Consider the following 23,929-nt stretch of genomic DNA (forward strand, 5'->3'; position numbering starts at 1 on the left):
AGCAAGACACAAACCGTTTGGCCGGCCCCAGCAGGCAAAAACCCGCCAGAAGGCGGGCTTTTGCGCGGTTTGGCCGTCCGTCAGAGGGCGAAGTTTTCCGCCGGCAACTCCATCATGCAGGCACTGCCTGCTTGTGCAGCCGCCAGGTGTGCAGCAGTACGCGGCAACAGGCGCTTGAAGTAGAACTCACAGGTGGCCAGCTTGGTCTGGTGGAACGCCGCATCCCCCTCACCTTCCGCCAGTTTGGCCTGCGCCACCAGCGCCATGCGCAACCAGAAATAGGCCAGGGTGACGTAGCCGGAATACATCAGGTAATCCATCGATGCGGCGCCTACTTCGTCAGGGTTTTTCATCGCTGCCATACCGATACTCTGAGTCAACTCACCCCATTGCTGGTTGAGTGCAGCCAGTTGCGCGACATAGCCCTTGAGCTGCGGATGTTCGGCCTGGGCCACACAGAAGGTGTGAACGATCTTGGTGAAGCCGCGCAGCAGTTTGCCCTGGCTGCCCAGCACCTTGCGCCCGAGCAGGTCGAGGGCCTGGATACCGTTGGTGCCTTCGTAGATCAGGGCAATCCGGCAGTCACGCACCAACTGCTCCATGCCCCACTCGCGGATAAAACCGTGGCCGCCGAACACCTGCATGCCATGGTTGGTCACTTCCAGGCCCGTCTCGGTCATAAAGGCCTTGCAGATCGGGGTAAGGAAGGCCAGCAGGTTCTCGGCCGCCTCACGTTGCTCGCTGCTGTCGGCGCGGTGAGCCTGATCGAGCAACTGCGCGGTGAAGTAAGCCAACGCACGGTTACCTTCGTTGAAGGCCTTCATGGTCAGCAGCATGCGCCGCACGTCGGGGTGCACGATGATCGGGTCGGCGGCCTTTTCCGGCGCCTTCGGCCCACTGAGGGCACGCATCTGCAGGCGCTCGTTAGCGTACTTGAGTGCGCCCTGGTAGCTGGTTTCACCCAAGCACAGGCCCTGCATGCCGGTGCCAAGGCGAGCATGGTTCATCATGGTGAACATGCAGTTGAGACCTTTGTTGGCCTCGCCGATCAGGTAACCGGTGGCGCTGTCGAAGTTCATCACACAGGTGGCCGAAGCTTTGATGCCCATCTTGTGTTCAATCGAACCGCAGCTCACGCCATTGCGTGCGCCCGCTTCACCGGCCGCATCCGGCAGGAATTTGGGCACGATAAACAGCGAGATACCCTTGGTGCCGGCCGGCGCGTCAGGCAACTTGGCCAGCACCAAGTGGACGATGTTTTCACTCATATCGTGCTCACCGGCGGAGATAAAGATCTTGCTGCCGGTCACGGCATAGCTGCCATCGGCCTGCGGCACGGCGCGGGTCTTGATCAGGCCGAGGTCGGTTCCGCAGTGGGCTTCGGTCAGGCACATGGTGCCGGTCCAGCGGCCTTCGGTGAGTTTGCTCAGGTAGGTCTGCTTCTGCGCCTCACTGCCGTGAGCGTGAATCGCCGACATGGCGCCGTGGGTCAGACCGGGGTACATGCCCCAGGAGGTGTTGCTGGCGCCGACCATCTCGCTGACCATCAGCCCCAGCGAGTGCGGCAGGCCCTGACCACCATAGGCCGGGTCAGCCGCCAGGCCATTCCAACCGCCTTCGACATACTGGGCGAAGGCTTCCTTGAAGCCTTTGGGCGTGGTCACGTGGCCATTGTTGAATTGGCACTCTTCTTCGTCACCGCTACGGTTCAGCGGCGCCAGCACCTGCTCACAGAACTTCGCGCCCTCTTCGAGAATCGCGCTGACCATGTCCGGGCTGGCATCAGTGGCCCCCAGGGCGGCGTAACTGCCATGGAAGTCGAAGACATCATCAATCAGAAAACGCATGTCGCGCAGCGGGGCTTTGTAGTCAGGCATGGTGAGGCTCCAGCAGATTCATGGGGTCGCTTCAGCCCACCACGCTACGGCGTAGCAGGCCGCGCCAACAACGACCGTCGAACTGCTGAATACAGCGCCATAAGCGCGCCGCCTCACTGACCGATGCTCGGCTCCAGCTTGACCGCACCGCGCCGCTGACCGTGGCTGCGAATGCAATTGCGCCCGGCACTTTTCGCGCTGTACAGCGCCTGATCAGCGGCCTTGATCACCTCATCCGGGCTGGCCTGCTCCACGCCACGCTCGGCCACATCCATGCTGATGGTCACCGCCACCTGCGACGCTGCCTTGCCCGCCCGCCGTTGACGCCCCTGCTTGTCGTTCTGAGGACGCTGCTGCTGATCACGCAACTGCAGGCGGTAGTGCTCGATGGCCTGGCGCACCTGCTCGAGATGCGGCAGGCACTCTTCCACCGTCTTGCCGGGAAACACCAGGGTGAACTCCTCGCCACCATAGCGGTAGGCCTTGCCGCCCCCGCCGATCTTGCGCAGTTGGCTGGCGACCAGACGCAGCACCTGATCGCCGACATCGTGACCGTGGGTGTCGTTGAATTTCTTGAAATGATCAACGTCGGCCATGGCGATCACATAACTGCGGCCCAGGCGCTGCAACCGCTCATTCAGCGCACGCCGGCCCGGCAGGCCGGTCAACTCATCGCGAAAGGCCATCTGATAGGCCTCATGCGCCAGAGCCGCCACCAGCATCAGCATGATCTGGCTGCTGATCACATTCAGCGCATTGGGCAGGATGAAGGTGTTGGGCAGCATCCACAGCAGCCCGCCCAGACCGAGTAACTGCGCCGCATGCAGCGGACGTGGCGCACGCAGGTACTGCACCAGCAGCACAATCAGCCCGAGGATAAACACCGGATAAGCCAGCTGTATCAGCGCCAACCCGTCGAACTGCAACGCCGGCCAACGCACCTGCGACAACCAGTGCAACAACGCCTCGGGAAAGCGCTGCGCCAGCCCCACGCTCACCGCCCCCACAACCAGCAGCACCGCCGCACGGGCGACTATGTCCTGCAACAGGTGGGTACGCTCCCGCCAGGCCGCATACAGGCTGTAAAGCAGAGGCAGCAGCAGGCTGCACAGGTGAAAGATCAGCGCCGTATCACTGCGTACCTGGCCAGTGGCACGGAAGTGATCGACCTGGGTATCGAGCAGAAAGTAGCCGAGGTACAGCGTCAATAGCAGAAACACCTCACGCTGACGGCCATAGACCAGACAGAACGCCCCGCCGAGTAACAGCAAAAGCGTCGGCAATACGTTGAACAGCGAGGTGAAAAACCCGTTCAGTACCGCCAGCCGCGCCAGCAACACCCCGCCAAGCAGAAGCAGCAGCGAAGGCAGAAAATGACTGAAGCGCTCAGCAGCAAAACGCGACAAGGCGAGCCCCACACGACGGCAAAAAGTGGACAACGCCGCGCAGTTTGCCTGTAACAGCAGAAATTCGCACGGAACCTGACCGGCAAATCGACACACTGCGGGCCTGTGCTGCGCGCTGCCTAGGTGACAGGCATAAAAAAACCGCCGCCCCAAGGGGCGGCGGTTTCTTTGACCTGAAGAGGACGGCGGCTTAGTAGCCCAGCGCGAAGTCTTCTTCGGCCATGTCCATCAGGTTGTTGGCGCCAGACAGCATGGCTTCAACGTGCGCACGGGTACGCGGCAGGATACGTGCGAAGTAGAAGTTGGCGGTCTGCAGCTTGGCCTTGTAGAAGGCTGCGTCGTCAGTACCAGCAGCGATCTTCTCGGCAGCCAGGCGCGCCATGTCAGCCCAGAAGTAGGCCAGGCAGACGTAACCGGAGTACATCAGGTAATCCACCGAGGCGGCACCGACTTCTTCGCGGTCCTTCATCGCGGCCATGCCCACTTTCATGGTCAGGTCGCCCCACTCTTTGTTCAGTTTGGCCAGCGGTGCAACCAGCGCTTTGACAGCGTCGTTGCCTTCGTTGGCCTGGCAGAACTTGTGCACGATCTTGGTGAAGCCTTTCAGCGCTTCGCCTTGAGTCTGCAGCACTTTACGGCCCAGCAGGTCGAGTGCCTGGATGCCGGTGGTGCCTTCGTACAGCATGGAGATACGGCTGTCGCGAACGTTCTGCTCCATGCCCCACTCGGCGATAAAGCCGTGGCCGCCATAGATCTGTACGCCGTGGTTGGCTGCTTCGAAGCCCACTTCGGTCATGAACGCTTTGGCAATCGGCGTCAGGAAGGCCAGCAGGGAGTCTGCGGCTTTCTTCTCGGCTTCATCCTGGCTGTACTTGACGATGTCGACCTGCTTGGCAGTGAAGTACACCATCGCACGGTTACCCTCGGCGAAAGCCTTCTGGGTCAGCAGCATGCGGCGCACGTCCGGGTGAACGATGATTGGGTCAGCGGCTTTTTCCGGTGCTTTCGGGCCAGTCAGGGAACGCATCTGCAGACGCTCACGAGCGTACTTCAGGCCGCCCTGGAAACCGGCTTCGGCGTGGGCCAGACCCTGCAGAGCAGTGCCCAGACGCGCCGTGTTCATGAAGGTGAACATGCAGTTCAGACCTTTGTTGGCTGGGCCGATCAGATAACCGGTTGCGCCGTCAAAGTTCATCACGCAGGTAGCGTTGCCGTGGATGCCCATCTTGTGCTCGATCGAGCCACAGGAAACGGCGTTGCGCGCGCCCACAGTGCCGTCAGCATTGACGTTGAATTTCGGCACGATGAACAGCGAGATACCTTTGGTGCCTTGCGGCGCGTCAGGCAGGCGAGCCAGCACGATGTGGACGATGTTATCGACCATGTCGTGTTCGCCAGCGGAGATGAAGATCTTGGTGCCGGACACTTTGTAAGAACCGTCAGCCTGCGGCTCGGCCTTGGTGCGCAGCATGCCCAGGTCGGTACCACAATGCGGCTCGGTCAGGCACATGGTGCCAGTCCACTCGCCGGATACCAGCTTGGTCAGGTAGGTGTGCTTCTGCTCGTCGGTGCCGTGCTCGGAGATGGTGTTCATCGCGCCGTGCGACAAGCCTGGGTACATGCCCCACGACCAGTTCGAGGTGCCAACCATTTCGCTGATCGCCAGACCCAGAGACTCCGGCAGGCCTTGGCCACCGTGATCAACGTCATGGGCCAGGCTCGGCCAGCCGCCTTCAACGAACTGCTTGTAGGCTTCTTTGAAGCCGGTAGGGGTTTTCACGCCTTCCGGGGACCAGGTACAGCCTTCGAGGTCACCTACACGGTTCAGTGGCGACAGCACTTGCTCACAGAACTTGGCACCTTCTTCAAGAATGGCGCTGACCATGTCCGGAGTAGCGTCCTGGCAGCCAGGCAGGCTCTGATAATGCGCTTCGTAGCCGAGCAGTTCGTCGCGTACGAAACGGATATCACGCAAGGGGGCCTTGTAATCAGGCATAGCGGTTAACCTCTGCGGTGGATTCTTAGTGTGTAGGTGACCGGATATTCGGTCGTTTTCGGGAGCAATCCCGGCGCTCGACAACCCCTTGGCAGGCGAGCTAATCAAACAAGCGTTTGAAACATACGTTTATGCCTATTTAATGTCAAGCACCCCAAGCGCCGTTCACGCCACCAGGTCGACAACCGGAGCGGGCTCCTGCAAACCACTGAGCTGCTTGTACAGATCAAGACTAGGTGGTGGCGGCCGATCCTGCTGCACTGGCGCGGCGGATTTGTCTTCTTCGGCAGTCGCCTCCTCATCTGCCTGGCGTTGTTCGCTGCGTGCCTCACTGGCCGCCTGCGCTTCGCTGCGTTGCTGTTGCGCCAGCTCGATACGGGCCTCGGCCATCTGCAATTGTGCTTGTGCGGCGACCTGCCGATCCTGAGCAGAGGGCTCAGCAGGCGCAAGTGCGGCACGGATGACAACTTCCATCTTGCGCAGGGTGGCTTCCGGGTCATTCGGAATCGGACTGGTGTCGATGCCCACCTCACCGCCCACGGCATAGCGCTTGCCGTCTGGGCCGCGTTCGTAGGTGTAACTCGGTGCACCGGCATAGCGGCCACCGACCGCGGCATGCGCCTGCTCGTGGGTGCGCACTTCCTGATCACGGCTGACAAGCTGGGCGATTTCCAGCTGCTCAAGGCGCTGCTGTTGCGGACTGGGTTCGCCTTCGCGGCTTTTCGCATTTTCAGAAGTGGTCGAGGCGTCGGAAGGTTTATCCGCTTCTTCACGCGCCGAAGCTGATTGCTCATCAGCCAGAGGTTGGGCGGCGGTTACCGGCGACTGAGCCGCGCGGGTAATGTCCGGGGATACATCAGGGGAAATATTGGACGCAAGAGTGCGAGCCGGCAGTAACGTGGCTGCAGGCGCAGGATAAGACGTTGCGCCGCCAATCTGCATGCAATGACTCCTCGCCCCTGGATGGCCGCCTCATGGCCAGGCATGAGTACGCTCGGGGCGGGCGACTCAGGCCGTTGTATCGATCAGGGTACCGAGCACTTCATCGGCGGTTTTCACCACCTTGGCACCTGCTTCCGCTTCATTCTGCCCCTGGCGCAGGGCAACCAGGCTTTCCGCCAGATCCGGGCGGCTCTGCTCGGCCGCGCTCACGGCGGGGTTGACCTGGTTGGCCGGCGGCGTGGAAGTCGGCTGTTGCGGCGGGGCCACCGCATTGCTGGCGATGTCCGCTGCGGCCTGATCGACCCGACGCTGGCCGGACTGGATGGTGCTGATGCCCGAGTTGAAGGCGCTTCCTGAAATTTCCATGCCCAAGCTCCCACTATGGCAAACCACTAACAACTTCAATTGAAGCAGAAGTTGCTCGAAAAACGTACAAGCAAAAGGCTATGGCACTTGGCCTGCTTATAGCGCGCGGTGTAATAGATCGCGATTGAGATAGCCGGAAACCGCAGACGGTGTGGCTTCGGCCAGGCGCGGGACATAGCCCAGACAGGGCGCAGGCAGCCGTTCTGCCAGGGTCGCCAGGTTGTCTTCAAGGCGCGAAGTGTGCGGGTCAACCAGATTAGCCACCCAGCCCGCCAGCGTCAGGCCATCACGCTGGATCGCCTCAGCGGTGAGCAGCGCCTGATTGATGCAGCCTAGACGCACGCCGACCACCAGAATCACCGGCAACTGCAAGGCAATCGCCAGGTCCGACAGGGCCTCCTGACCAGCCAGCGGCACCCGCCAACCGCCCGCCCCTTCGACCAGGGTAAAGTCCGCCTGCCTGTCCAGAATCGCCTGTACCGACCCCTGCAACGCGGCAACATCCAGCAACACACCCGCCTCGCGCGCCGCCAGATGCGGGGCAATTGCCGGTTCGAAGGCCAGCGGATTGACCTCGTCATAGCGCAGCGCCAGGGTGCATTCGCCGAGCAATGCCAGGGCATCATCATTGCGCAGGCCATCCGCTGTGCGCACACAACCGGATGCCACCGGTTTAGCCGCAGCAGTCGACAGCCCGGCCATTCGTGCGGCGTGCAGCAGCCCCGCTGCGATGGTGGTTTTGCCGATTTCGGTGTCGGTGCCGGTCACGAAAAATGCTTGGCTCATAACGATCTCTGGTGAGGAGTATTGACGACGCTCTACGGTCACTCAGGGCAGGCCGCGCTTATCTCAACCCTTGCGCAATACGCCGTAGACCACCTGATAAGTCGCGGGCAGGCCTTGCGGCTGACGGAACTGCTCATAGGCATTGAGCAGCGCCAGCATGCGCGCCCGTCCAGTCAAACCGCCGGGCCGGCCAGGATTGAGGTTGTGCGCGCCGAGGGCTTTCAGCTCATGGGTCAGGCTGCGTACATCGGGGTAATAAAGTGTCTCAGGGGTGGTTTGCAGGCTGAGCAGCGCCAGCCCGCTGCCAGCGCACAGGCGCTGGTAATCTTCGAAACGGCGGAAACGGTTGACGTGAATAAAGCCATCCACCGCCTGCCAGCTGTCGCGCAGCTCCTGCAGGGTGCCGACACACAAGCTGCTAAACGCCAGCACACCACCAGGGCGCAGCACCCGTGCGGCCTCACTGAGCACTGCGGAAAAATCCGCGCACCATTGCAGCGCCAGGCTGGAAAACAGCAGGTCGCAAGCCGCATCACGCAACGGCAGGCGCTCGGCATCGCCGGCAATAAACTGCTGCGCGCCACCCAGCGGCCGAGCGTGCTGCAGCATGCCTTCGGCGATATCCACAGCCACGCCCTGGCTGGTGGGAAAACGCTCGCCCAGCGCACGACTGAAATAGCCGGTGCCACAGCCCAGATCAAGCCAACGCGCCGGGCGAATCGCTGCCGGCAACTGCGCCAGCAACTGCTGACCCACGTTGCGCTGCAAAGCCGCCACGCTGTCGTAGCTCTGCGCCGCGCGGGAGAACGACGCCGCCACCTGACGTTTATCCGGCAGGCCGCCAAATGGGTCATGGGCCAGATCAGTCATCACCGGCCTCATGCAGAAAGGCCTGAATCGCCGCCGCGATTTCATGCGGGCGCTCCAGGGCAAAGGCGTGGCTGGCGTTATCAATCAGGCCGATCTCGACATCTGGCAACAACGCCAGCAAGGCCTGCGCAGCGCTCGCCGGAACCAGGGCATCCTGACCGGCGAACAGGTGCAACTGCGGCCCGACAAACGCCTGTAACGCCGCACGCGTATCGAGGTTCGCCAGCACATCCAGCCCCGCTAATAGCGCTGCAGGTTGTGTCGACGGCGCTGCACCAAGCAACTGCCGTGACAAGCCCCGAACATCCGACGCGCCCTGGGCACAGAGCAAGGAGAAACGCTTCAGGGTGGCAGCCGTATCGGTGACGCAGCCCTGACGGAAAGCTCTAAAGGTTTCAGGCGACATAGCAGCAGACCAGTCTGGCTGCGCCACAAAACGCAAGTTACTGGCCAGGGTCAGCAGACCACTGCAGCGCTCGCCCCGACGCGCCGCCAGCTCAGCAGCGAGCATACCGCCGAGCGACCAGCCGCCAAGCCAGGCATCCGGTGGCAAGTTCGCGTCGAGTTCATCCAGCCACTCGGCCGGGTCACTGGATTCCAGCAACGGCAGTGGCTCGATCTCGACATGCAGACGCGGATCAAGGCCGCGCAAGGCCTCGGCCAGCGGCTGCAACGGCGCAGTGCCCAGCCCCCAGCCGGGCAGCAGAATCAGTCGATCACGCATGCACGGCCGCCTCGCCCGTTAGCAGCGGCCAGCATTCAGCCAGCGCCTCCAGCAGCAGCTCCAACTGCTCCAGGCTGTGCGCGGCGGACAAGGTGACGCGCAAGCGCGCGCTCCCCGCCGGCACGGTCGGCGGACGAATCGCCGTCACCAGCAGACCGCGCTCACGCAGCAGCTGCGACAACTGCACGGCGCGCGCACTGTCGCCAACCAGGATCGGCTGAATCGGCGTGGCGCTGTCCATCAGCTCCAGGCCGATGGCCTGCGCGCCGTCGCGAAAGCGCTTGATCAGGGCATTCAGGTGCTCGCGCCGCCAGTGCTCGCTGCGCAGCAGCTCCAGGCTTTGCAGGGTGGCACAGGCCAGCGCCGGCGGCTGGCTGGTGGTGTAGATATAGGGCCGGGCGAACTGCACCAGGGCTTCAATCAGATCGTCACTGCCGGCGACAAACGCACCGGCCGTGCCGAAGGCCTTACCCAGGGTACCGACCAGCACCTGCACATCGTCCAGGCCCAGGCCGAAGTGCTCAACAATGCCACCGCCGGTGGCGCCCAGCGGGCCAAAACCATGGGCATCATCGACCATCACCCAGGCATTGGTGCGGCGCGCTTCGGCACACAGCGACGGCAGATCGGCCAGGTCGCCGTCCATGCTGAACACGCCGTCGGTGACGATCAGGGTATTGCCGCTCACCTTGCGCAGGCGATTGGCCAGGCTGACGCCATCGTTGTGCAGGTAGCGGGAAAAACGCGCACCACTGAGCAAACCCGCATCCAGCAGGGAGGCATGGTTAAGGCGATCTTCCAGCACGCTATCGCCCTGCCCGACCAGCGCAGCAACCGCACCGAGGTTGGCCATATAGCCGGTGGAAAACAGCAGCGCACGGGGACGACCGGTGAACTCGGCCAACGCTTCTTCGAGCTGGTGGTGTGGCGTGCTGTGGCCGATCACCAGATGCGAGGCGCCGCCGCCCACGCCCCATTTCGCTGCCCCAGCGCGCCAGGCTTCGATCACTTTGGGGTGGTTGGCCAGGCCGAGGTAGTCATTGGAGCAGAAGGCCAGCAACTGCCGACCATCGACCTGCACCAAGGGCCCTTGCGGCGATTCGAGCAAGGGTCGTTGACGGTAGAGGTTGGCGGCGCGACGCTCGGCGAGACGAGCGGAGAGATCAAAAGGCATACGCAATACCTTGTAGGAGCCGGCTTGCAGGCGATCAGTCGGTTCGACCAAGCGCCAGCAAACTGGCTCCTACATCTAAAGAGCGACTCAGGCCGAAGCGGCGTTATAGAACAGCTTGGAATCGCGCTGTTCGACCAGGGCCTGCTCGATCGCTGCCTGGTGCACTTCATCGGCGTGCTCTTCACGCTCCTCAGGCTTGATGCCGAGGCGAGCGAACAGCTGCATATCCTTGTCGGCCTGCGGGTTCTTGGTGGTCAGCAGCTTCTCACCGTAGAAAATCGAGTTGGCGCCGGCAAAGAACGCCAGGGCCTGCATCTGCTCGTTCATCGCCTCACGACCGGCGGACAGGCGCACATGCGACTGCGGCATCATGATCCGCGCCACGGCCAGCATGCGGATAAAGTCGAACGGGTCGACGTCCTTCTCGCCTGCCAACGGCGTGCCTTCGACCTTGACCAGCATGTTGATCGGCACCGACTCCGGGTGCTCCGGCAGGTTGGCCAGCTGAATCAACAGGCCGGCGCGGTCGTCCAGCGACTCGCCCATGCCGAGGATACCGCCCGAGCAGATTTTCATGCCTGACTCACGCACATAAGCCAGGGTTTCCAGGCGCTCGCCGTAAGTGCGGGTGGTGATGATATTGCCGTAGAACTCCGGCGAGGTGTCGAGGTTGTGGTTGTAGTAGTCGAGGCCCGCTGCGGCCAGAGCCTGGGTCTGCTCTTTATCCAGTTTGCCCAGGGTCATGCAGGTTTCCAGGCCCAGGGCTTTGACACCTTCAACCATCTTCAGCACATACGGCATGTCCTTGGCCGACGGGTGCTTCCACGCCGCACCCATGCAGAAGCGGGTGGAGCCGATAGCCTTGGCCTCAGCGGCGGCCTCCAGCACCTTTTGCACTTCCATCAGTTTCTGCTTGTCCAGGCCGGTGTTGTAGTGGCCGGACTGTGGGCAGTACTTGCAGTCTTCCGGGCAGGCACCGGTCTTGATCGACAGCAGGGTCGAGACCTGCACACGGTTCTGGTCGAAATGCGCGCGGTGCACGGTCTGCGCCTGGAACAGCAGGTCATTGAACGGTTGCTCGAAGAGCGCCTTGACCTCGGCGAGGGTCCAGTCGTGACGCAGGTTGGCGGCGGTGGTAGCGCTCATCGGATATTCCTTGTTATTGGCAGTGGCTTGCTAAAGTCAGCAAGCACGACACGGATGTTCGGCATAGTTATGGAAGGCGTATGCGCTGTCAACCCAACTCAAAACAGCAGGTTTACAACTGGTTAAAAAGCAAACAAACCTGTTTGCTGTGCGATGAACACACAGACAACGGCCAGACGATCTGCAGCTGCTGCGAGGCCGAACTACCCTGGCTCGGCGGGCATTGCCAGGTTTGCGCCCTGCCGTTGCCTGGCCACGGCCTGGTGTGCGGAGCCTGTCTGCAAAAACCACCCAGCTTTACCCGGGTCGAAGCGCCCTGGCGCTACGCCTTCCCCATCGACAGCCTGATTACCCGTTTCAAGCATCAGGCCAAGTGGCCATTGGGACGTCTGCTCGGTGAGCTTTTGTCACAGCATCTGCAACATGCCTTCGATGAAGGGCTGCCGCGCCCTGATCTGCTGCTGCCTGTGCCACTGGCCGACAAACGTCAACGCCAGCGCGGCTTCAACCAGGCCGGCCTGCTCACTGAATGGCTGAGCGCCAACCTGCAACTGCCGGTGCAGGCTCACTGGCTAGAGCGGGTGATCGACACCCCCGCACAGCAGCAACTGGATGCCGCCACGCGCAAGCGCAACCTGCGCAAGGCCTTTGCTCTGGCGCCAGACAGCGCAGTCAGTAGCCGGCATGTGGCGCTGGTTGATGATGTGCTGACCACCGGCGCTACCGCCGAAAGCCTGGCGCGGCTATTGAAAAAAGCCGGTGCCGCGCGGGTCGATGTGTACTGCCTGGCGCGCACGCCGAAGCCGGGTGATTGAGCGGCCAACGACCGTTAAGGAGTACACTTTGCAGCCAATTGCTCCGGAGCCGACCATGTCCCATCCATTTGCCGCACTCACGCCCGATCTGGTGCTGGATGCCGTGGAGAGCCTCGGTTACCTCAGCGACGCACGCGTATTGGCGCTGAACAGCTATGAAAACCGTGTCTACCAGGTAGGCATCGAGGACGAGACACCGCTGATCGCCAAGTTCTACCGCCCGGATCGCTGGACCGATGCGGCCATCCGCGAAGAGCACAGCTTCAGCTTCGAGCTGGCCGAATGTGAAGTGCCGGTGGTCGCCCCCCTGGCTCGCGATGGCGAAACCCTGTTCAGCTATGCCGGCTTTCGCTTCGCCCTGTTTCCACGCCGTGGCGGCCGCGCACCGGAGCCCGGCAACCTCGACCAACTGTATCGCCTCGGTCAACTGCTTGGCCGCCTGCACGCAGTCGGCTCACTCAAGCCGTTTGCCCACCGTGAAGCCTTGCACGTGAGCAACTTCGGCCATGCCTCACTGGCCACCCTGCTGGACGGCAATTTTATTCCGCGCAGCCTGCTGCCGGCCTATGAATCAGTGGCGCGTGACCTGCTAGGGCGCTTGGATGCGCTGTTCGCCGCCCACCCGGTGCAGGCCATCCGCCTGCATGGCGATTGCCACCCCGGCAACCTGCTGTGCCGCGACGACACCTTCCATATGGTCGACCTTGACGACTGTCGCATGGGCCCGGCCGTTCAGGATTTGTGGATGATGCTCGCCGGCGAACGTCATGAGCGCCTTGGCCAGTTGTCGGAGTTGATGGACGGTTATCAGGAGTTTCACGACTTCAACCCGCGCGAACTGCCGCTGATTGAGGGTCTGCGCGCCCTGCGCCTGATGCATTACAGCGCCTGGCTGGCGCGGCGCTGGGATGACCCGGCCTTCCCCATGAGCTTTCCCTGGTTTGGCAGCGAACGCTACTGGGGCGAGCAGATCCTGATCCTGCGCGAGCAACTGTCCGCGCTGGATGAAGAGCCGCTAAAGCTGTTCTAACGCTGCCCCCACTACGGAGCCCGAACGTAATCGGGCTAGCGGGCTGACCACTACAGTTCGCTCAACGCCCGTAACGTCTTTGTTACAGGCAAGTGGGGTTTTGGCTTGAAGAAAAACCTGCCTATCCGGACAACCTCAGGTCGTGCCGTCTAGAATCACCGCTCATTAGCCAGCCGCCCAAACAAGGACCCTGCATGGCCACCGCCAACCCGCGCCGCGGGTATATTCTCGGCCTGACCGCCTACATCATCTGGGGCCTGTTCCCGCTCTACTTCAAAGCCATCCAGAGCGTGCCGGCGCTGGAAATCATCGTCCACCGCGCACTCTGGTCGGCGCTGTTCGGCGCACTGTTGCTGCTGGTGTGGAAGCATCCCGGCTGGCTGCGCGAGCTGCTGAATAACCCCAAACGCTTCGCCGTGCTGGCCCTGAGTGGCGTACTGATCGCCAGTAACTGGCTGGTGTATGTGTGGGCGGTAAATAACGAGCGCATGCTCGAAGCCAGCCTGGGCTACTACATCAACCCGCTGGTCAACGTGCTGCTGGGCATGTTGATTCTCGGCGAGCGCCTGCGCCGCCTGCAGTGGCTGGCCGTAGCCCTGGCCGCACTGGGCGTGCTGCAACAGCTGTGGCAGGTCGGCAGCATTCCCTGGGTATCGCTGGTATTGGCACTGACCTTTGGCTTCTACGGAATTATCCGCAAACAGGCGCCGGTGGCCGCACTGCCTGGCCTGGTGGTGGAAACCTGGCTGCTGCTACCGCTGGCCTTGGGCTGGTTGCTGCTGCACCCTGCGGCGATGAGCACCCAGGCTGATTTCTGGAGTACGCCGGAAGCGCTCTGGCTGATCGCCGCCGGCCCGATCACCCTGGTACCGCTGGTGTGCTTCAACGCCGCCGCCCGCCACTTGCCCTATACCACCCTGGGTTTTCTGCAGTACCTGGCACCCACGCTGGTGCTGCTGCAGGCCGTCTTCCTGTTCGGTGAGCATTTCGATCCGAGCAAACTGCTGGCCTTTATCTGCATCTGGGCGGGGCTAGCGATCTACAGCGTTGATGCCTGGCTTAGCCTGCGCAAACGCCAACCTGATTAAAAAGCAACCAACAGCCTGGAGCACCCAAGGCCACCGGCGTGCAGCCAGTTGCCCCCGGCTTATCCACAGAAGCACCCCCGGCCTTTGTGCACAACCAGCGGTTAAGTGCTTAAAAAATAAGCACTTAACAAAAAGCCCCGGGACACTAGGCAGTGCTCCAGGGCTCCTCATGCTACGCACAGAGTTATCCACATAGACCGTGGATAAACGGCGGCGCTAGTCCTCCACGTGTAGCTTCAGCTCCACCATCAGGTCATCGGCCAGGGTTTCCAGCTGCGTCTGCAACTGCTCCAGCGTCAGGCTCTGCGGCACGCCCAACAGGGCCTGCGCCTGGAACAGCAGCTCGCCACTCATGGGCGCTGGCACCACTTCGGTATTAAGGCTCTCGACGTTGACCCCGTGGCTGCTGAGCAGACGGGTGATGTCACGCACGATGCCCGCGCGATCATTGCCCACCAGTTCCAGGCGAATCGCCCGCCAGCTGCCAGCGAGCTGATTGCCGCCAGCGGCGATCTGCACACGAATGCCCTGCGCCTGCAGGCCCTCCAGCGCCGTGACCAGCCCAGCGTGTGCAGCCAGCGGTACATCGACCCGCAGAATCCCGGCGAACTGCCCGGCCATGCGCGACATGCGGCTCTCCAGCCAATTACCGCCGTGCTCGCTGATGCACTGGGCAATGCGCTCGACCAGCCCCGGCTGATCCTCGGCAATAACCGTCAATACCAGATGATCCATGTGCAACTCCTTATCCGCGGCTCACTTCAGCGCCAGCCAGTAGGTATAAAACACCTCATCACGCACATAACCCAGGCGTTCGTAGAGGGCTTGGCCTGGCAGATTGCTCTTTGCCGTCTCCAACTGCAAACCACAGGCACCGCTGGCCTCGGCATGCGCACGCGCAGCGTTCATCAGCGCCTCGCCAACGCCCTGGCGGCGTGCCTGTGGGCTGACGTAGAGGTCACTGAGTAGCCAAGCCGGCTGCAGCGCCAGTGAGGAGGAAAAGGCATAGAGCTGGACAAAACCCAGCGCAACACCCTGGGCATCACGAGCCAGCAGAATGACCGAGTCACCCTGTTGCAGGCGTGCAGCGAGAAACGCTTCTACCTGCGCCTGCGGTTTGGCCACTTCATAAAACGCCAGGTAAGCGCCAAACAACTCGCTCAGCGGCGGCAGGTCGGCAGCCGTAGCTGTCTGTATATGCATGGGTCTCACGCTCCATAACGACGTCGCAGCAGTATAGGCAGGCGCTCGGTGGCTCAGCTAACGGGAAATCGGGGCAATAAACTGTGTACTGTTTTTCTGTTTATATGAAACAATATTCAAAAAATATCGCGACAAAAAGCCGCATATAGTGACTGCAAAGCACTTCTTGGTCGCAGAGCGACGCGCACCCACTGATTTTCCCGGGATCTTGATGTAGTATGCCGCGCCTCGGACTACATGACTGATTTTCCATGTACGACGCGGCTATTGAGTAGAGCTGAGCAGAGTGAGGCAAGTGATGACTGAACGCGTTCAAGTAGGCAGCCTGCAGGTTGCCAAAGTGCTGTTCGACTTCGTGAATAACGAAGCCATCCCCGGTACCGGCATTGCTGCCGACAAGTTCTGGGCAGGTGCCGAAGCGGTCATCAATGACCTGGCCCCGAAAAACCGTGCGCTGCTCGCCAAACGCGATGCGATTCAGGCGCAGATCGACGGCTGGCACCAGGCCCGTGCAGGCCAGGCCCATGACGCGGCAGCCTACAAAGCCTTCCTCGAAGAAATCGGTTACCTGCTGCCGGAGCCGGCAGATTTCCAGGCCACCACGCAGAACGTCGACGAAGAAATCGCCCGCCTGGCCGGCCCGCAGCTGGTAGTACCGGTGATGAACGCGCGTTTCGCCCTGAACGCCTCCAACGCTCGCTGGGGTTCGCTGTACGACGCGCTATACGGCACTGACGTGATCAGCGAAGCAGACGGCGCCGAGAAAGGCCGTGGCTACAACAAGGTCCGTGGTGACAAGGTGATCGCCTTCGCCCGCGCCTTCCTCGATGAAGCCGCCCCGCTGGAAGGTGCCTCCCACGTTGACTCCACTGGTTATACAGTCGTCGCTGGCCAACTGGTTGTAGCCCTGCAGAACGGCAGCAGCACCGGCCTGAAAAACGCCGCTCAGTTCATCGCCTTCCAAGGTGACGCCAGCGCGCCGCACGCCGTACTGCTCAAGCACAACGGCCTGCACTTCGAAATCCAGATCGACGCCTCCAGCCCGATCGGCAGCACCGACGCCGCAGGCGTCAAAGACGTGCTGATGGAAGCGGCCCTGACCACCATCATGGACTGCGAAGACTCGGTTGCCGCCGTCGATGCCGACGATAAAGTGGTGATCTACAAGAACTGGCTCGGCCTGATGAAGGGCGACCTGGCGGAAGAAGTCGCCAAAGGCGGCCAGACCTTCACCCGCACCATGAACCCGGATCGCGTCTACACCAAGGCTGACGGCTCCGAGCTGACCCTGCACGGCCGCAGCCTGCTGTTCGTGCGTAACGTCGGTCACCTGATGACCAACCCGGCTATCCTCGACGCCGCTGGCAACGAGATTCCGGAAGGCATTCAGGACGCCCTGTTCACCAGCCTGATCGCGGTGCACAACCTGAATGGCAACACCAGCCGCAAGAACACCCGCACCGGTTCGGTCTATATCGTTAAACCGAAAATGCACGGCCCGGAAGAAGTCGCCTTCACCACCGAAATCTTCGGCCGCGTTGAAGACGTCCTCGGTCTGGCGCGCAACACCCTGAAAGTCGGCATCATGGACGAAGAGCGCCGCACCACCGTCAACCTGAAAGCCTGCATCAAGGCCGCCAGCGAGCGCGTGGTGTTTATCAACACCGGCTTCCTCGACCGTACCGGTGACGAAATCCACACCTCCATGGAAGCCGGCGCCGTCGTGCGTAAGGCTGCCATGAAAGCCGAGAAGTGGATCAGCGCCTACGAAAACTGGAACGTCGATATCGGCCTGAACACTGGCCTGCAAGGTCGTGCGCAGATCGGCAAAGGCATGTGGGCCATGCCCGACCTGATGGCTGCGATGGTCGAGCAGAAAGTCATGCACCCGCTGGCCGGTGCCAACACCGCCTGGGTACCGTCGCCGACCGCCGCCACCCTGCACGCGCTGCACTACCACAAGGTCGACGTGTTCGCCCGTCAGGCCGAACTGGCCAAGCGCGAGCGCGCCTCGCTGGACGACATCCTGAGCATCCCGCTGGCCAAGGACACCAACTGGTCGGCCGAGGAGATCCAGAACGAACTGGACAACAACGCCCAGGGCATCCTCGGTTACGTGGTGCGCTGGATCGACCAGGGCGTCGGCTGCTCCAAGGTGCCGGACATCAACGACGTCGGCCTGATGGAAGACCGCGCCACCCTGCGCATCTCCAGCCAGCTGCTGGCTAACTGGCTGCGTCATGGCATCGCCACTGAGGAGCAGATCGTTGCCAGCCTCAAGCGCATGGCGCCGGTAGTTGACCGTCAGAACGCCGCTGACCCACTGTACCGTCCGCTGGCACCGAACTTCGACAGCAACATCGCCTTCCAGGCTGCCCTGGAACTGGTGGTCGAAGGTGCCAAGCAGCCGAACGGCTACACCGAGCCAGTCCTGCACCGCCGCCGCCGCGAGTTCAAAGCCGCCAACGGCCTGTAACCCGCAGCAGTTGCCGTGTTGAAAAACCGCCCCTCGGGGCGGTTTTTTATTGGCCCGCGCTAGCAACGCGCAGAGATCATGACCTGCATCAGGCAAGCGCCTTACAGTTTGTCCAACAATTTAAAGCGCAAGCCCGCTTTATTGGCTATAGGAATAGGCAGGTCCGCCGAAAACATAACAGGCCATAACACTAAATATGACCGAAAAATGACCGAATAGCGGCATTACGCCACTATGTGAACTCGGTATACTCCGCGCCCCTCTTTGGGTACCTCTGCCATGTTGAAAAATCTCTCGCTGACGCTGAAATTCTTGCTGTTGCCTGCCATCGCGCTGCTGGGTCTGCTGCTGTATGTGGGCTACACCTCGCTGCAACTGGCGAACAACGATGTGCGCCTGGTCACGCTGGAAACCAACAGCTTCCCGACCCTGGAAAAAGCCGATGCGGTGATCTTCCAGTACTCGCGCCTGCCCGGCCTGCTCAATAGCGCCGTGGCCGCTGGTGAGCTGGAAACCCTCGACGAAGCACGCAAGGTGCTGGCCGACATTGCCAGCATGCAGCAGAACCTGCAGAACCTGGTGACCCAGACCAGCCGCCGCCAGGAACTGGATGCCTGGCGCAACGCAATCCAGCGCTATGCCGACAATGCCCTGCCCGCCTCGGAACAGCTGATCAAAGGCAGCGCCAGCTTTGAAGACCTGGCACCCAATCTGGGGCGTATGGCCAGCGACCTGGGTGAAGCGCAGAAACTCGGTGATGCGTTCCGCACCCATGCCTATCAGGACTTCCAGGAAACTCTAGCGCAAACCCGCACGGACAATGCCACCACCACCCGCGTCGGCTTTGCTCTGTCGGCCATTCTGGTACTGCTGATCAGCATTGCCTCGGTGCTGGTAATCCGCGGCACCATGGCCAACGTGCGCGGAGTGATCACCTCATTACAAGCCATCGCGCGCGGAGATGGCGACCTGACCCGCCGGGTAAATGTCGACTCGAATGATGAAATCGGCGAAATGATTCAGCTGTTCAACAGCTTTATCGACAAGTTGCAGGGCACCATCAGGCAGATCATCGATGCAGCCAGCCCGCTGGCCGGCATGTCGCAGGAACTCTACCGACTGACCCAGGGTGCCGAAGAAAACGCCCGCTCCCAGCAAGGCCATACCGATTCGATCAGCCGTGACATCCTGACCATGACCAACAGCATTCAGGAGGTCGCACACCGCTCGCAACAAGCTTCCGAAGAAGCCGGCGCGGCTTCGCAGCAGGCCGATCAGGCACGCAAGAACATTGGCAGCTTGTCAGCCAGCATCAGCGACCTGGGCAGCAGCGTAATGGGCGCCGTCAGTGCCATGGAGCAGTTGGAAGAGGAAACCCAACAGGTCGGCTCGGTGCTCACGGTGATCCGCAGCATCGCCGAGCAGACCAACCTGCTGGCACTCAACGCCGCCATTGAAGCGGCCCGAGCCGGCGAGCAGGGCCGTGGCTTTGCAGTGGTGGCCGATGAGGTGCGCAACCTGGCTTCGAAAACCGCAGCCTCCACCGCAGAAATCCAGAACATCATCCTGCGCCTGCAAAACAGCGCCAACGGCGTGCTCAGCGTCATGACTGCCAACGGCGAGAAAGCCCAGGCGAGCATTGAGCGCTCGGTGCAAGCCACGCAGATTCTCGAAGCCATTGCCGGGGCTGTCGGCCATATCAACCAGTTGAATGCCGGCATCGCCCAGTTCACCCAGGAGCAAATCGGCCTCTCCAGTTCCATCCAGCAAGACACACAAGTGTTGCAGCAGGACGCACAAGCAACCGCTCAAGGTGCAGAAGCCACCGCTCGTCTCGGCGAACAGTTGGTCAGCACAGGGGATCATCTGCGCGCGGCGACCGCCCAATTCCGCGTTTAACCTGAACACAGGAGCATCACTGCATGTTTAAAGTCCGTCTGCTTCCCTTGGCCATCTGCCTGGCCACTGCCCCAGCCTTCGCGCTGGAGCAAGGCGAACACCGCTTCAACACGTTCGGCACGGTCGGCATCACCCACCTTGGGGGTGAAGACGATGGCCGCAGCTACGGCATTACCGGTCAAACCACCGACTCCTGGCGCGGCGATCAACTGTCCAAGTTTGGCGCACAGATCCAGTACGGCCTGACCGACACCCTGGGTATCACCGCACAAGTCACTGCCAAGCCGGCGCAGGATGACTGGCAGGCCAATATCGAGTGGCTGTACCTGTCCTGGCAGACCACCGACAACCTGATGCTGCGCGTCGGCCGTCTGCGCACCCCGGTGTACATGTATTCGGAAAGCATCGACGTAGGCTTCAGCTACCCGTGGCTGCGCCTGCCTGACGAGGTCTACAGCCAGGTTCAGCTGTCCAACTACGAAGGCGTGGATGCGGTGTATACCGTACCGCTGTCCTATGGCTCGGTGACCTTCCAGGTGGCCGGTGGCCAGGCCAAGAATCGCGACATCTTCGCCTTCGATGACATGCACGACATCGACTACAGGAAAATCTTCGGGGCCAACGTCAGCCTGGCCAGCAACGACTTCGGCACCCTGCGCGTGGGCTACGTCGAAGCCGATATCAGCGCCAAGATCGAAGATGTTGTTCGCCTTCCAGCGGCTCTGGGCGGCACACTTATAAATCAGAGCTTCCGGGCGTACGACAGGCAGAAGGGCAAGTTCATCTCCATCGGCTACCAGTACGACAACGGCACCTGGCTCACCAGCAACGAGTGGACCTCGCGCAGCATCGAAGCGGACAACAGCGGCACCATCGATGCCTTCTACCTGATGGGCGGGCGGCGCTTCGGCGAATTCCTCGCCCATGTCACCTACGCGCAACTGGATGACGATGACGGCCGGCAGAACTCCTGGACCCTGGGGCTGAACTACAACCTGCTGCCCAACGTGGTGCTGAAAAGCGAATACAAGCGCGTCGACACCTCCGGCGGCTATGACGGCGTATTCATCCGTAGCGCCCAGGAAGCCTTCGACAACGCCCTGTCTGACAGCTCCAACGGTGCCCTCGGCAGCCCAGCCCGCAACTTTGACGGTGACATCATCAGCGTCGGCGTCGACTTCGTATTCTGAGGAGAGCATTGATGAAGCATTCCATTCAAACGCTCTGCGCCGCCATGTGCCTCAGCGTGAGCGCGCTGGCCCAGGCTGAAGTCGCGGTGATCGTCAATCTAGGTGCGGCCAAGGCCCCGAGCCAGGCCGAAGTCGGCAACATCTTTCTGGGCAAGGACAAATCCATGAAGGGTGTTGACCACAAGGACTGGTCCGCCACCAAGGACAAGTTCTACAGTGCCGTGACCAACAAGAACGAGTCACAGCTGAAGTCCTATTGGTCTGGCCTAGTGTTTACTGGCAAGGGCCAACCCCTGCCAAGCGTGCCCGGTGACGCCGAAGTAGTCGCCAAGGTCGCTGCCGAAGCAGACGCCATCGGCTACGTCGATGCGGCTGCGGTGAATGACTCGGTCAAGGTGTTGTTCACTCTGCCTTGAGGTCTGCTCAGGTATAAAAAACCGCCCACCTGGGCGGTTTTTTATTTTATGGGTCGCGTTCCCTGTAAGCCTCAGTAAAGACTGAGTTCATAACGCTGGTACAGGGCCTGCACCCAACCTTCGACATACATCTTCTGCAACTCTATTTGCAGGCGCTGCAGCAGCACCGGGTCAAGTTGTGGGTGGCAGGCGATATCTTCCATCAGTGTCAGAAACGGCAGCACCTCGCGCAGCGGTGGATCGACTGCACGCGCCCGCGCCACCGCCGCGCTGGTGGCCCACAGGCGCGCACGCTGGCGTTGCAGCATGCTCAGGTTGAGGGCTTCGTTATTCGAATAGATCACCTGCAAGCCGGCCCCTTGCAGGTACTCACCGGCTCCAGAGCCCTGGTGGCTGAGGATGTTCAGCCCTCGGGCCTGCTGCAGGCTGAACAACTGCAACTCATCCGCCGCCTGGGCATACAGGCCTAGCCGGGAGATCAGCATCGGCCCGACCCACACATAACTCGGCTCACGCTCCTGTTGCCGCTCCACCAGCAGCGCACAGCTATTGGGCTGCATTTGCACCTGGCGCAACGCCCGCTGCAGGGGCATGAAACGCAATTGATAGCTGCTCTCGGCACGGCGAAACAGCTCCGTCGCCAACTCCGGTACCAAGCCCGCGCCTTGCCCATCTGCCCCTTGAGTGACCAGAGGCGGCCGCTCCCAGGCAAATAGCTGCACCTGCGCATACAACGGCAGGCTGAGAAACCACAGGGCGATGATCAACGTTCTAATCCCAGGCACGCAGCGCCTCCTGATAAGGCAACGTACGGCCCGCTGGGCGCTCGTCGGCCAGCGCCGGCCAGGGTGCGCCGGGTTTGCTCAACCACTCGGCCGGATCACCTTGAGGGTTCATCTGTGGGGCGCAGGCATGCTGTTGACGCTGGCCGAGTTGTTGTAAGTGCCGATCCAGGGCTGCCGCCAAGTTGCCCATGGCCTGACTGGCGCTGAGCTGACCACTGACCGCCGGATACAGCTGACGCCACCAGTGATTGGCCATGCCGCTATAATCCGGCACATTGGCTCCGGTCGGGGCCCAGCGCTGTGCGGCCGGGCTGCGATAAAACTCCACCAGGCCGCCGAGCTTCGGCGCCGCATCGAGCAACGCGGGCGACTCAAGATCGGAGCGGCGGATGGGCGTCAACCCAACCAGGGTCTTGCGCAGGGAAACCGACTTGGACACCACGAACTGCGCATACAGCCAGGCAGCCTGCCGCTGTTTCAGCGGCGTGGCCTTGAGCAGGGTCCAGGCACCGACATCCTGATAGCCGGACTTCATGCCTGCCCGCCAATAGGCCCCGCGCGGCGAAGGCGCGACCCGCCATTTTGGCTTGCCGTCGGCATCCACCATGGCACTGCCCGGCCGGGTGTAGTCGGCGGTGAAGGCGGTGTACCAGAAGATCTGCTGGGCAATCTGGCCCTCCGCCGCGACATTGCCGGCCTGGTTGAAGGTCATCTGCTGCGCCTCGGGCGGCGCATAGCGTTTCAGCCAATGGATGTATTGCCGCAAGGCATAGACCGCCGCCGGACTGTCCAACGCACCACCACGGCTCATGCTGGCCCCAGCAGGGCGACAGCCTTCAACGCGGATGCCCCAGTCGTCCACCGGCAAGCCATTGGGCAAGCCCAGATCGGCAGCCCCGGCCATCCCCAGCCAGGCATCGGACAGACGCCAGCCCAGGGACGGATCTAACGCCCCGTAATCCATATGACCATACACCTGCTGGCCATCGATTTCGCGCACCTGCTCGCTGAAGAACGCCGCAATGTCCTCATAGGCCGACCAGTTCTGCGGCACGTCCAGCTCATAGCCATAACGCTCACGGAAAGCCTGACGCAGCTCGGGCCGGGCGAACCAGTCCTGGCGATACCAATAGAGATTGGCGAACTGCTGGTCAGGCAGCTGGTAGAGCTTGCCGTCCGGCGCAGTGACAAAAGGCAGGCCGATAAAATCAGCCAGATCCAGGCTGGGCAGGGTTATCGCCGCGCCTTCGCCCTGCATGAATGCGGAGAGTTCCAGCACCTGGCCATCGCGAAAATGCTGGCCGAGCAGGTCGCTGTCACTGATGTAGGCGTCATACAACGACAAACCGGTCTGCTGCTGGGCACGCAGCTTGTTGACCACGTCGTCCTCACCACTGACCTCATGGATCACCTGGATACCGGTGAGCTGACTGAACAGCGGAGCCAATACATTGGCTTCATACCAGTGTGTGTCGATGCGCTCGGCGATCACCCGAATCTGCATGCCCTGAAACGGGCGGGCGGCATCGATAAACCATTGCAACTCGGCTTGCTGTGCATCACGACTGAGTGAACTGGGCTGTAATTCCGCCATCGCGGTAGCCAGTGGTTCGGCAGCCAACGCGATGCCACTCAGGTACAACGCCATGCCGATTGCAATGCGCATGCACAACTCCACTGCTTATGTGCATTTCACTCTAGCCCAGCCTATGACTTTAGTCGTAGTGAGTGAACGCCTCG

General features: G+C 61.7%; 21 protein-coding genes. 7 read left to right on the top strand and 14 right to left on the bottom strand.

Translation table 11 applies throughout. The features are described from left to right. Positions 1 to 80: 80 nt before the first annotated feature. The 10 genes from ACSQ17_RS08550 to bioB all read right to left on the bottom strand — a co-directional run bounded on the left by ACSQ17_RS08550 (position 81) and on the right by bioB (position 11,287). On the bottom strand, positions 81 to 1,877 hold the full coding sequence (locus tag ACSQ17_RS08550; RefSeq protein ID WP_436068241.1) for an acyl-CoA dehydrogenase C-terminal domain-containing protein: 1,797 nt from the start codon (positions 1,875 to 1,877) through the stop codon (positions 81 to 83). Between the two features lie 113 nt (positions 1,878 to 1,990). Then, positions 1,991 to 3,283, bottom strand: coding sequence for a GGDEF domain-containing protein (locus tag ACSQ17_RS08555; RefSeq protein ID WP_436068242.1), 1,293 nt, complete (start codon positions 3,281 to 3,283; stop codon positions 1,991 to 1,993). Between the two features lie 190 nt (positions 3,284 to 3,473). Next, positions 3,474 to 5,279: a phenylacyl-CoA dehydrogenase gene (locus ACSQ17_RS08560; RefSeq protein ID WP_436068243.1), complete on the bottom strand. Its 1,806-nt coding sequence runs from the start codon at positions 5,277 to 5,279 to the stop codon at positions 3,474 to 3,476. 165 nt (positions 5,280 to 5,444) lie between these two features. After that, positions 5,445 to 6,221 carry a putative metalloprotease CJM1_0395 family protein gene (locus ACSQ17_RS08565; protein WP_436068244.1) on the bottom strand — a complete coding sequence of 259 codons (777 nt, stop codon included), beginning with the start codon at positions 6,219 to 6,221 and terminating at the stop codon, positions 5,445 to 5,447. A gap of 66 nt (positions 6,222 to 6,287) precedes the next feature. Then, on the bottom strand, positions 6,288 to 6,587 hold the full coding sequence (locus ACSQ17_RS08570; RefSeq protein WP_436068245.1) for a hypothetical protein: 300 nt from the start codon (positions 6,585 to 6,587) through the stop codon (positions 6,288 to 6,290). 96 nt (positions 6,588 to 6,683) lie between these two features. Beyond that, positions 6,684 to 7,373 carry a dethiobiotin synthase gene (gene bioD, locus ACSQ17_RS08575; RefSeq protein WP_436068246.1) on the bottom strand — a complete coding sequence of 230 codons (690 nt, stop codon included), beginning with the start codon at positions 7,371 to 7,373 and terminating at the stop codon, positions 6,684 to 6,686. 63 nt (positions 7,374 to 7,436) lie between these two features. Beyond that, complete coding sequence (bioC, locus tag ACSQ17_RS08580; protein ID WP_436068247.1) at positions 7,437 to 8,243, bottom strand: malonyl-ACP O-methyltransferase BioC; 807 nt, start codon at positions 8,241 to 8,243, stop codon at positions 7,437 to 7,439. Beyond that, on the bottom strand, positions 8,236 to 8,967 hold the full coding sequence (locus ACSQ17_RS08585) for an alpha/beta fold hydrolase (RefSeq protein ID WP_436068248.1): 732 nt from the start codon (positions 8,965 to 8,967) through the stop codon (positions 8,236 to 8,238). The genes bioC and ACSQ17_RS08585 overlap by 8 nt, the downstream gene beginning before the upstream one ends. Beyond that, positions 8,960 to 10,141: an 8-amino-7-oxononanoate synthase gene (bioF, locus tag ACSQ17_RS08590; RefSeq protein WP_436068249.1), complete on the bottom strand. Its 1,182-nt coding sequence runs from the start codon at positions 10,139 to 10,141 to the stop codon at positions 8,960 to 8,962. The genes ACSQ17_RS08585 and bioF overlap by 8 nt, the downstream gene beginning before the upstream one ends. Positions 10,142 to 10,228: 87 nt before the next feature. Then, positions 10,229 to 11,287 carry a biotin synthase BioB gene (gene bioB, locus ACSQ17_RS08595; protein ID WP_436068250.1) on the bottom strand — a complete coding sequence of 353 codons (1,059 nt, stop codon included), beginning with the start codon at positions 11,285 to 11,287 and terminating at the stop codon, positions 10,229 to 10,231. Between the two features lie 80 nt (positions 11,288 to 11,367). On the opposite strand from bioB, the gene ACSQ17_RS08600 reads away from it, so the two are divergent. The 3 genes from ACSQ17_RS08600 to rarD all read left to right on the top strand — a co-directional run bounded on the left by ACSQ17_RS08600 (position 11,368) and on the right by rarD (position 14,220). Next, positions 11,368 to 12,102: a ComF family protein gene (locus ACSQ17_RS08600; protein WP_436068251.1), complete on the top strand. Its 735-nt coding sequence runs from the start codon at positions 11,368 to 11,370 to the stop codon at positions 12,100 to 12,102. Between the two features lie 55 nt (positions 12,103 to 12,157). Beyond that, positions 12,158 to 13,132 (top strand): serine/threonine protein kinase, encoded by a 975-nt coding sequence (locus tag ACSQ17_RS08605; protein WP_436068252.1) that lies wholly within the window; start codon positions 12,158 to 12,160, stop codon positions 13,130 to 13,132. Between the two features lie 194 nt (positions 13,133 to 13,326). Beyond that, a complete protein-coding gene (rarD, locus tag ACSQ17_RS08610; RefSeq protein WP_436068253.1) occupies positions 13,327 to 14,220 on the top strand; it encodes an EamA family transporter RarD in 894 nt (297 codons plus the stop codon). A gap of 216 nt (positions 14,221 to 14,436) precedes the next feature. Here the strand turns inward: rarD and ACSQ17_RS08615 are convergent, their stop codons facing one another. Beyond that, on the bottom strand, positions 14,437 to 14,955 hold the full coding sequence (locus ACSQ17_RS08615; RefSeq protein WP_436068254.1) for a glycine cleavage system protein R: 519 nt from the start codon (positions 14,953 to 14,955) through the stop codon (positions 14,437 to 14,439). 21 nt (positions 14,956 to 14,976) lie between these two features. Continuing rightward, a complete protein-coding gene (locus tag ACSQ17_RS08620) occupies positions 14,977 to 15,423 on the bottom strand; it encodes an N-acetyltransferase family protein (protein WP_436068255.1) in 447 nt (148 codons plus the stop codon). Positions 15,424 to 15,721: 298 nt separating this feature from the next. On the opposite strand from ACSQ17_RS08620, the gene ACSQ17_RS08625 reads away from it, so the two are divergent. From ACSQ17_RS08625 to ACSQ17_RS08640, 4 genes are all read left to right on the top strand, one after another. Further along, entirely contained in the window at positions 15,722 to 17,899 is a 2,178-nt protein-coding gene (locus tag ACSQ17_RS08625; RefSeq protein WP_436068256.1) for a malate synthase G, read from the top strand. A 279-nt stretch (positions 17,900 to 18,178) separates the two neighbouring features. Further along, a complete protein-coding gene (locus ACSQ17_RS08630; protein ID WP_436068257.1) occupies positions 18,179 to 19,798 on the top strand; it encodes a methyl-accepting chemotaxis protein in 1,620 nt (539 codons plus the stop codon). A gap of 23 nt (positions 19,799 to 19,821) precedes the next feature. Further along, entirely contained in the window at positions 19,822 to 20,988 is a 1,167-nt protein-coding gene (locus ACSQ17_RS08635) for a porin (protein ID WP_436068258.1), read from the top strand. A gap of 11 nt (positions 20,989 to 20,999) precedes the next feature. Beyond that, a complete protein-coding gene (locus ACSQ17_RS08640) occupies positions 21,000 to 21,404 on the top strand; it encodes a phosphate ABC transporter substrate-binding protein (protein WP_436068259.1) in 405 nt (134 codons plus the stop codon). Between the two features lie 71 nt (positions 21,405 to 21,475). On the opposite strand, the gene ACSQ17_RS08645 is transcribed toward ACSQ17_RS08640, so the two are convergent. Both ACSQ17_RS08645 and ACSQ17_RS08650 read right to left on the bottom strand, forming a co-directional pair. After that, positions 21,476 to 22,189, bottom strand: a complete 714-nt coding sequence (locus ACSQ17_RS08645) for a substrate-binding periplasmic protein (RefSeq protein WP_436068260.1) — start codon at positions 22,187 to 22,189, stop codon at positions 21,476 to 21,478. Next, entirely contained in the window at positions 22,176 to 23,837 is a 1,662-nt protein-coding gene (locus tag ACSQ17_RS08650) for an ABC transporter substrate-binding protein (RefSeq protein ID WP_436070449.1), read from the bottom strand. Before ACSQ17_RS08650 ends, ACSQ17_RS08645 begins: the two co-directional genes overlap by 14 nt. Between the last annotated feature and the right edge of the window lie 92 nt (positions 23,838 to 23,929).

It is taken from the genome of Pseudomonas sp. LjRoot71 (assembly GCF_964253255.1).
Lineage (GTDB): Bacteria > Pseudomonadota > Gammaproteobacteria > Pseudomonadales > Pseudomonadaceae > Aquipseudomonas.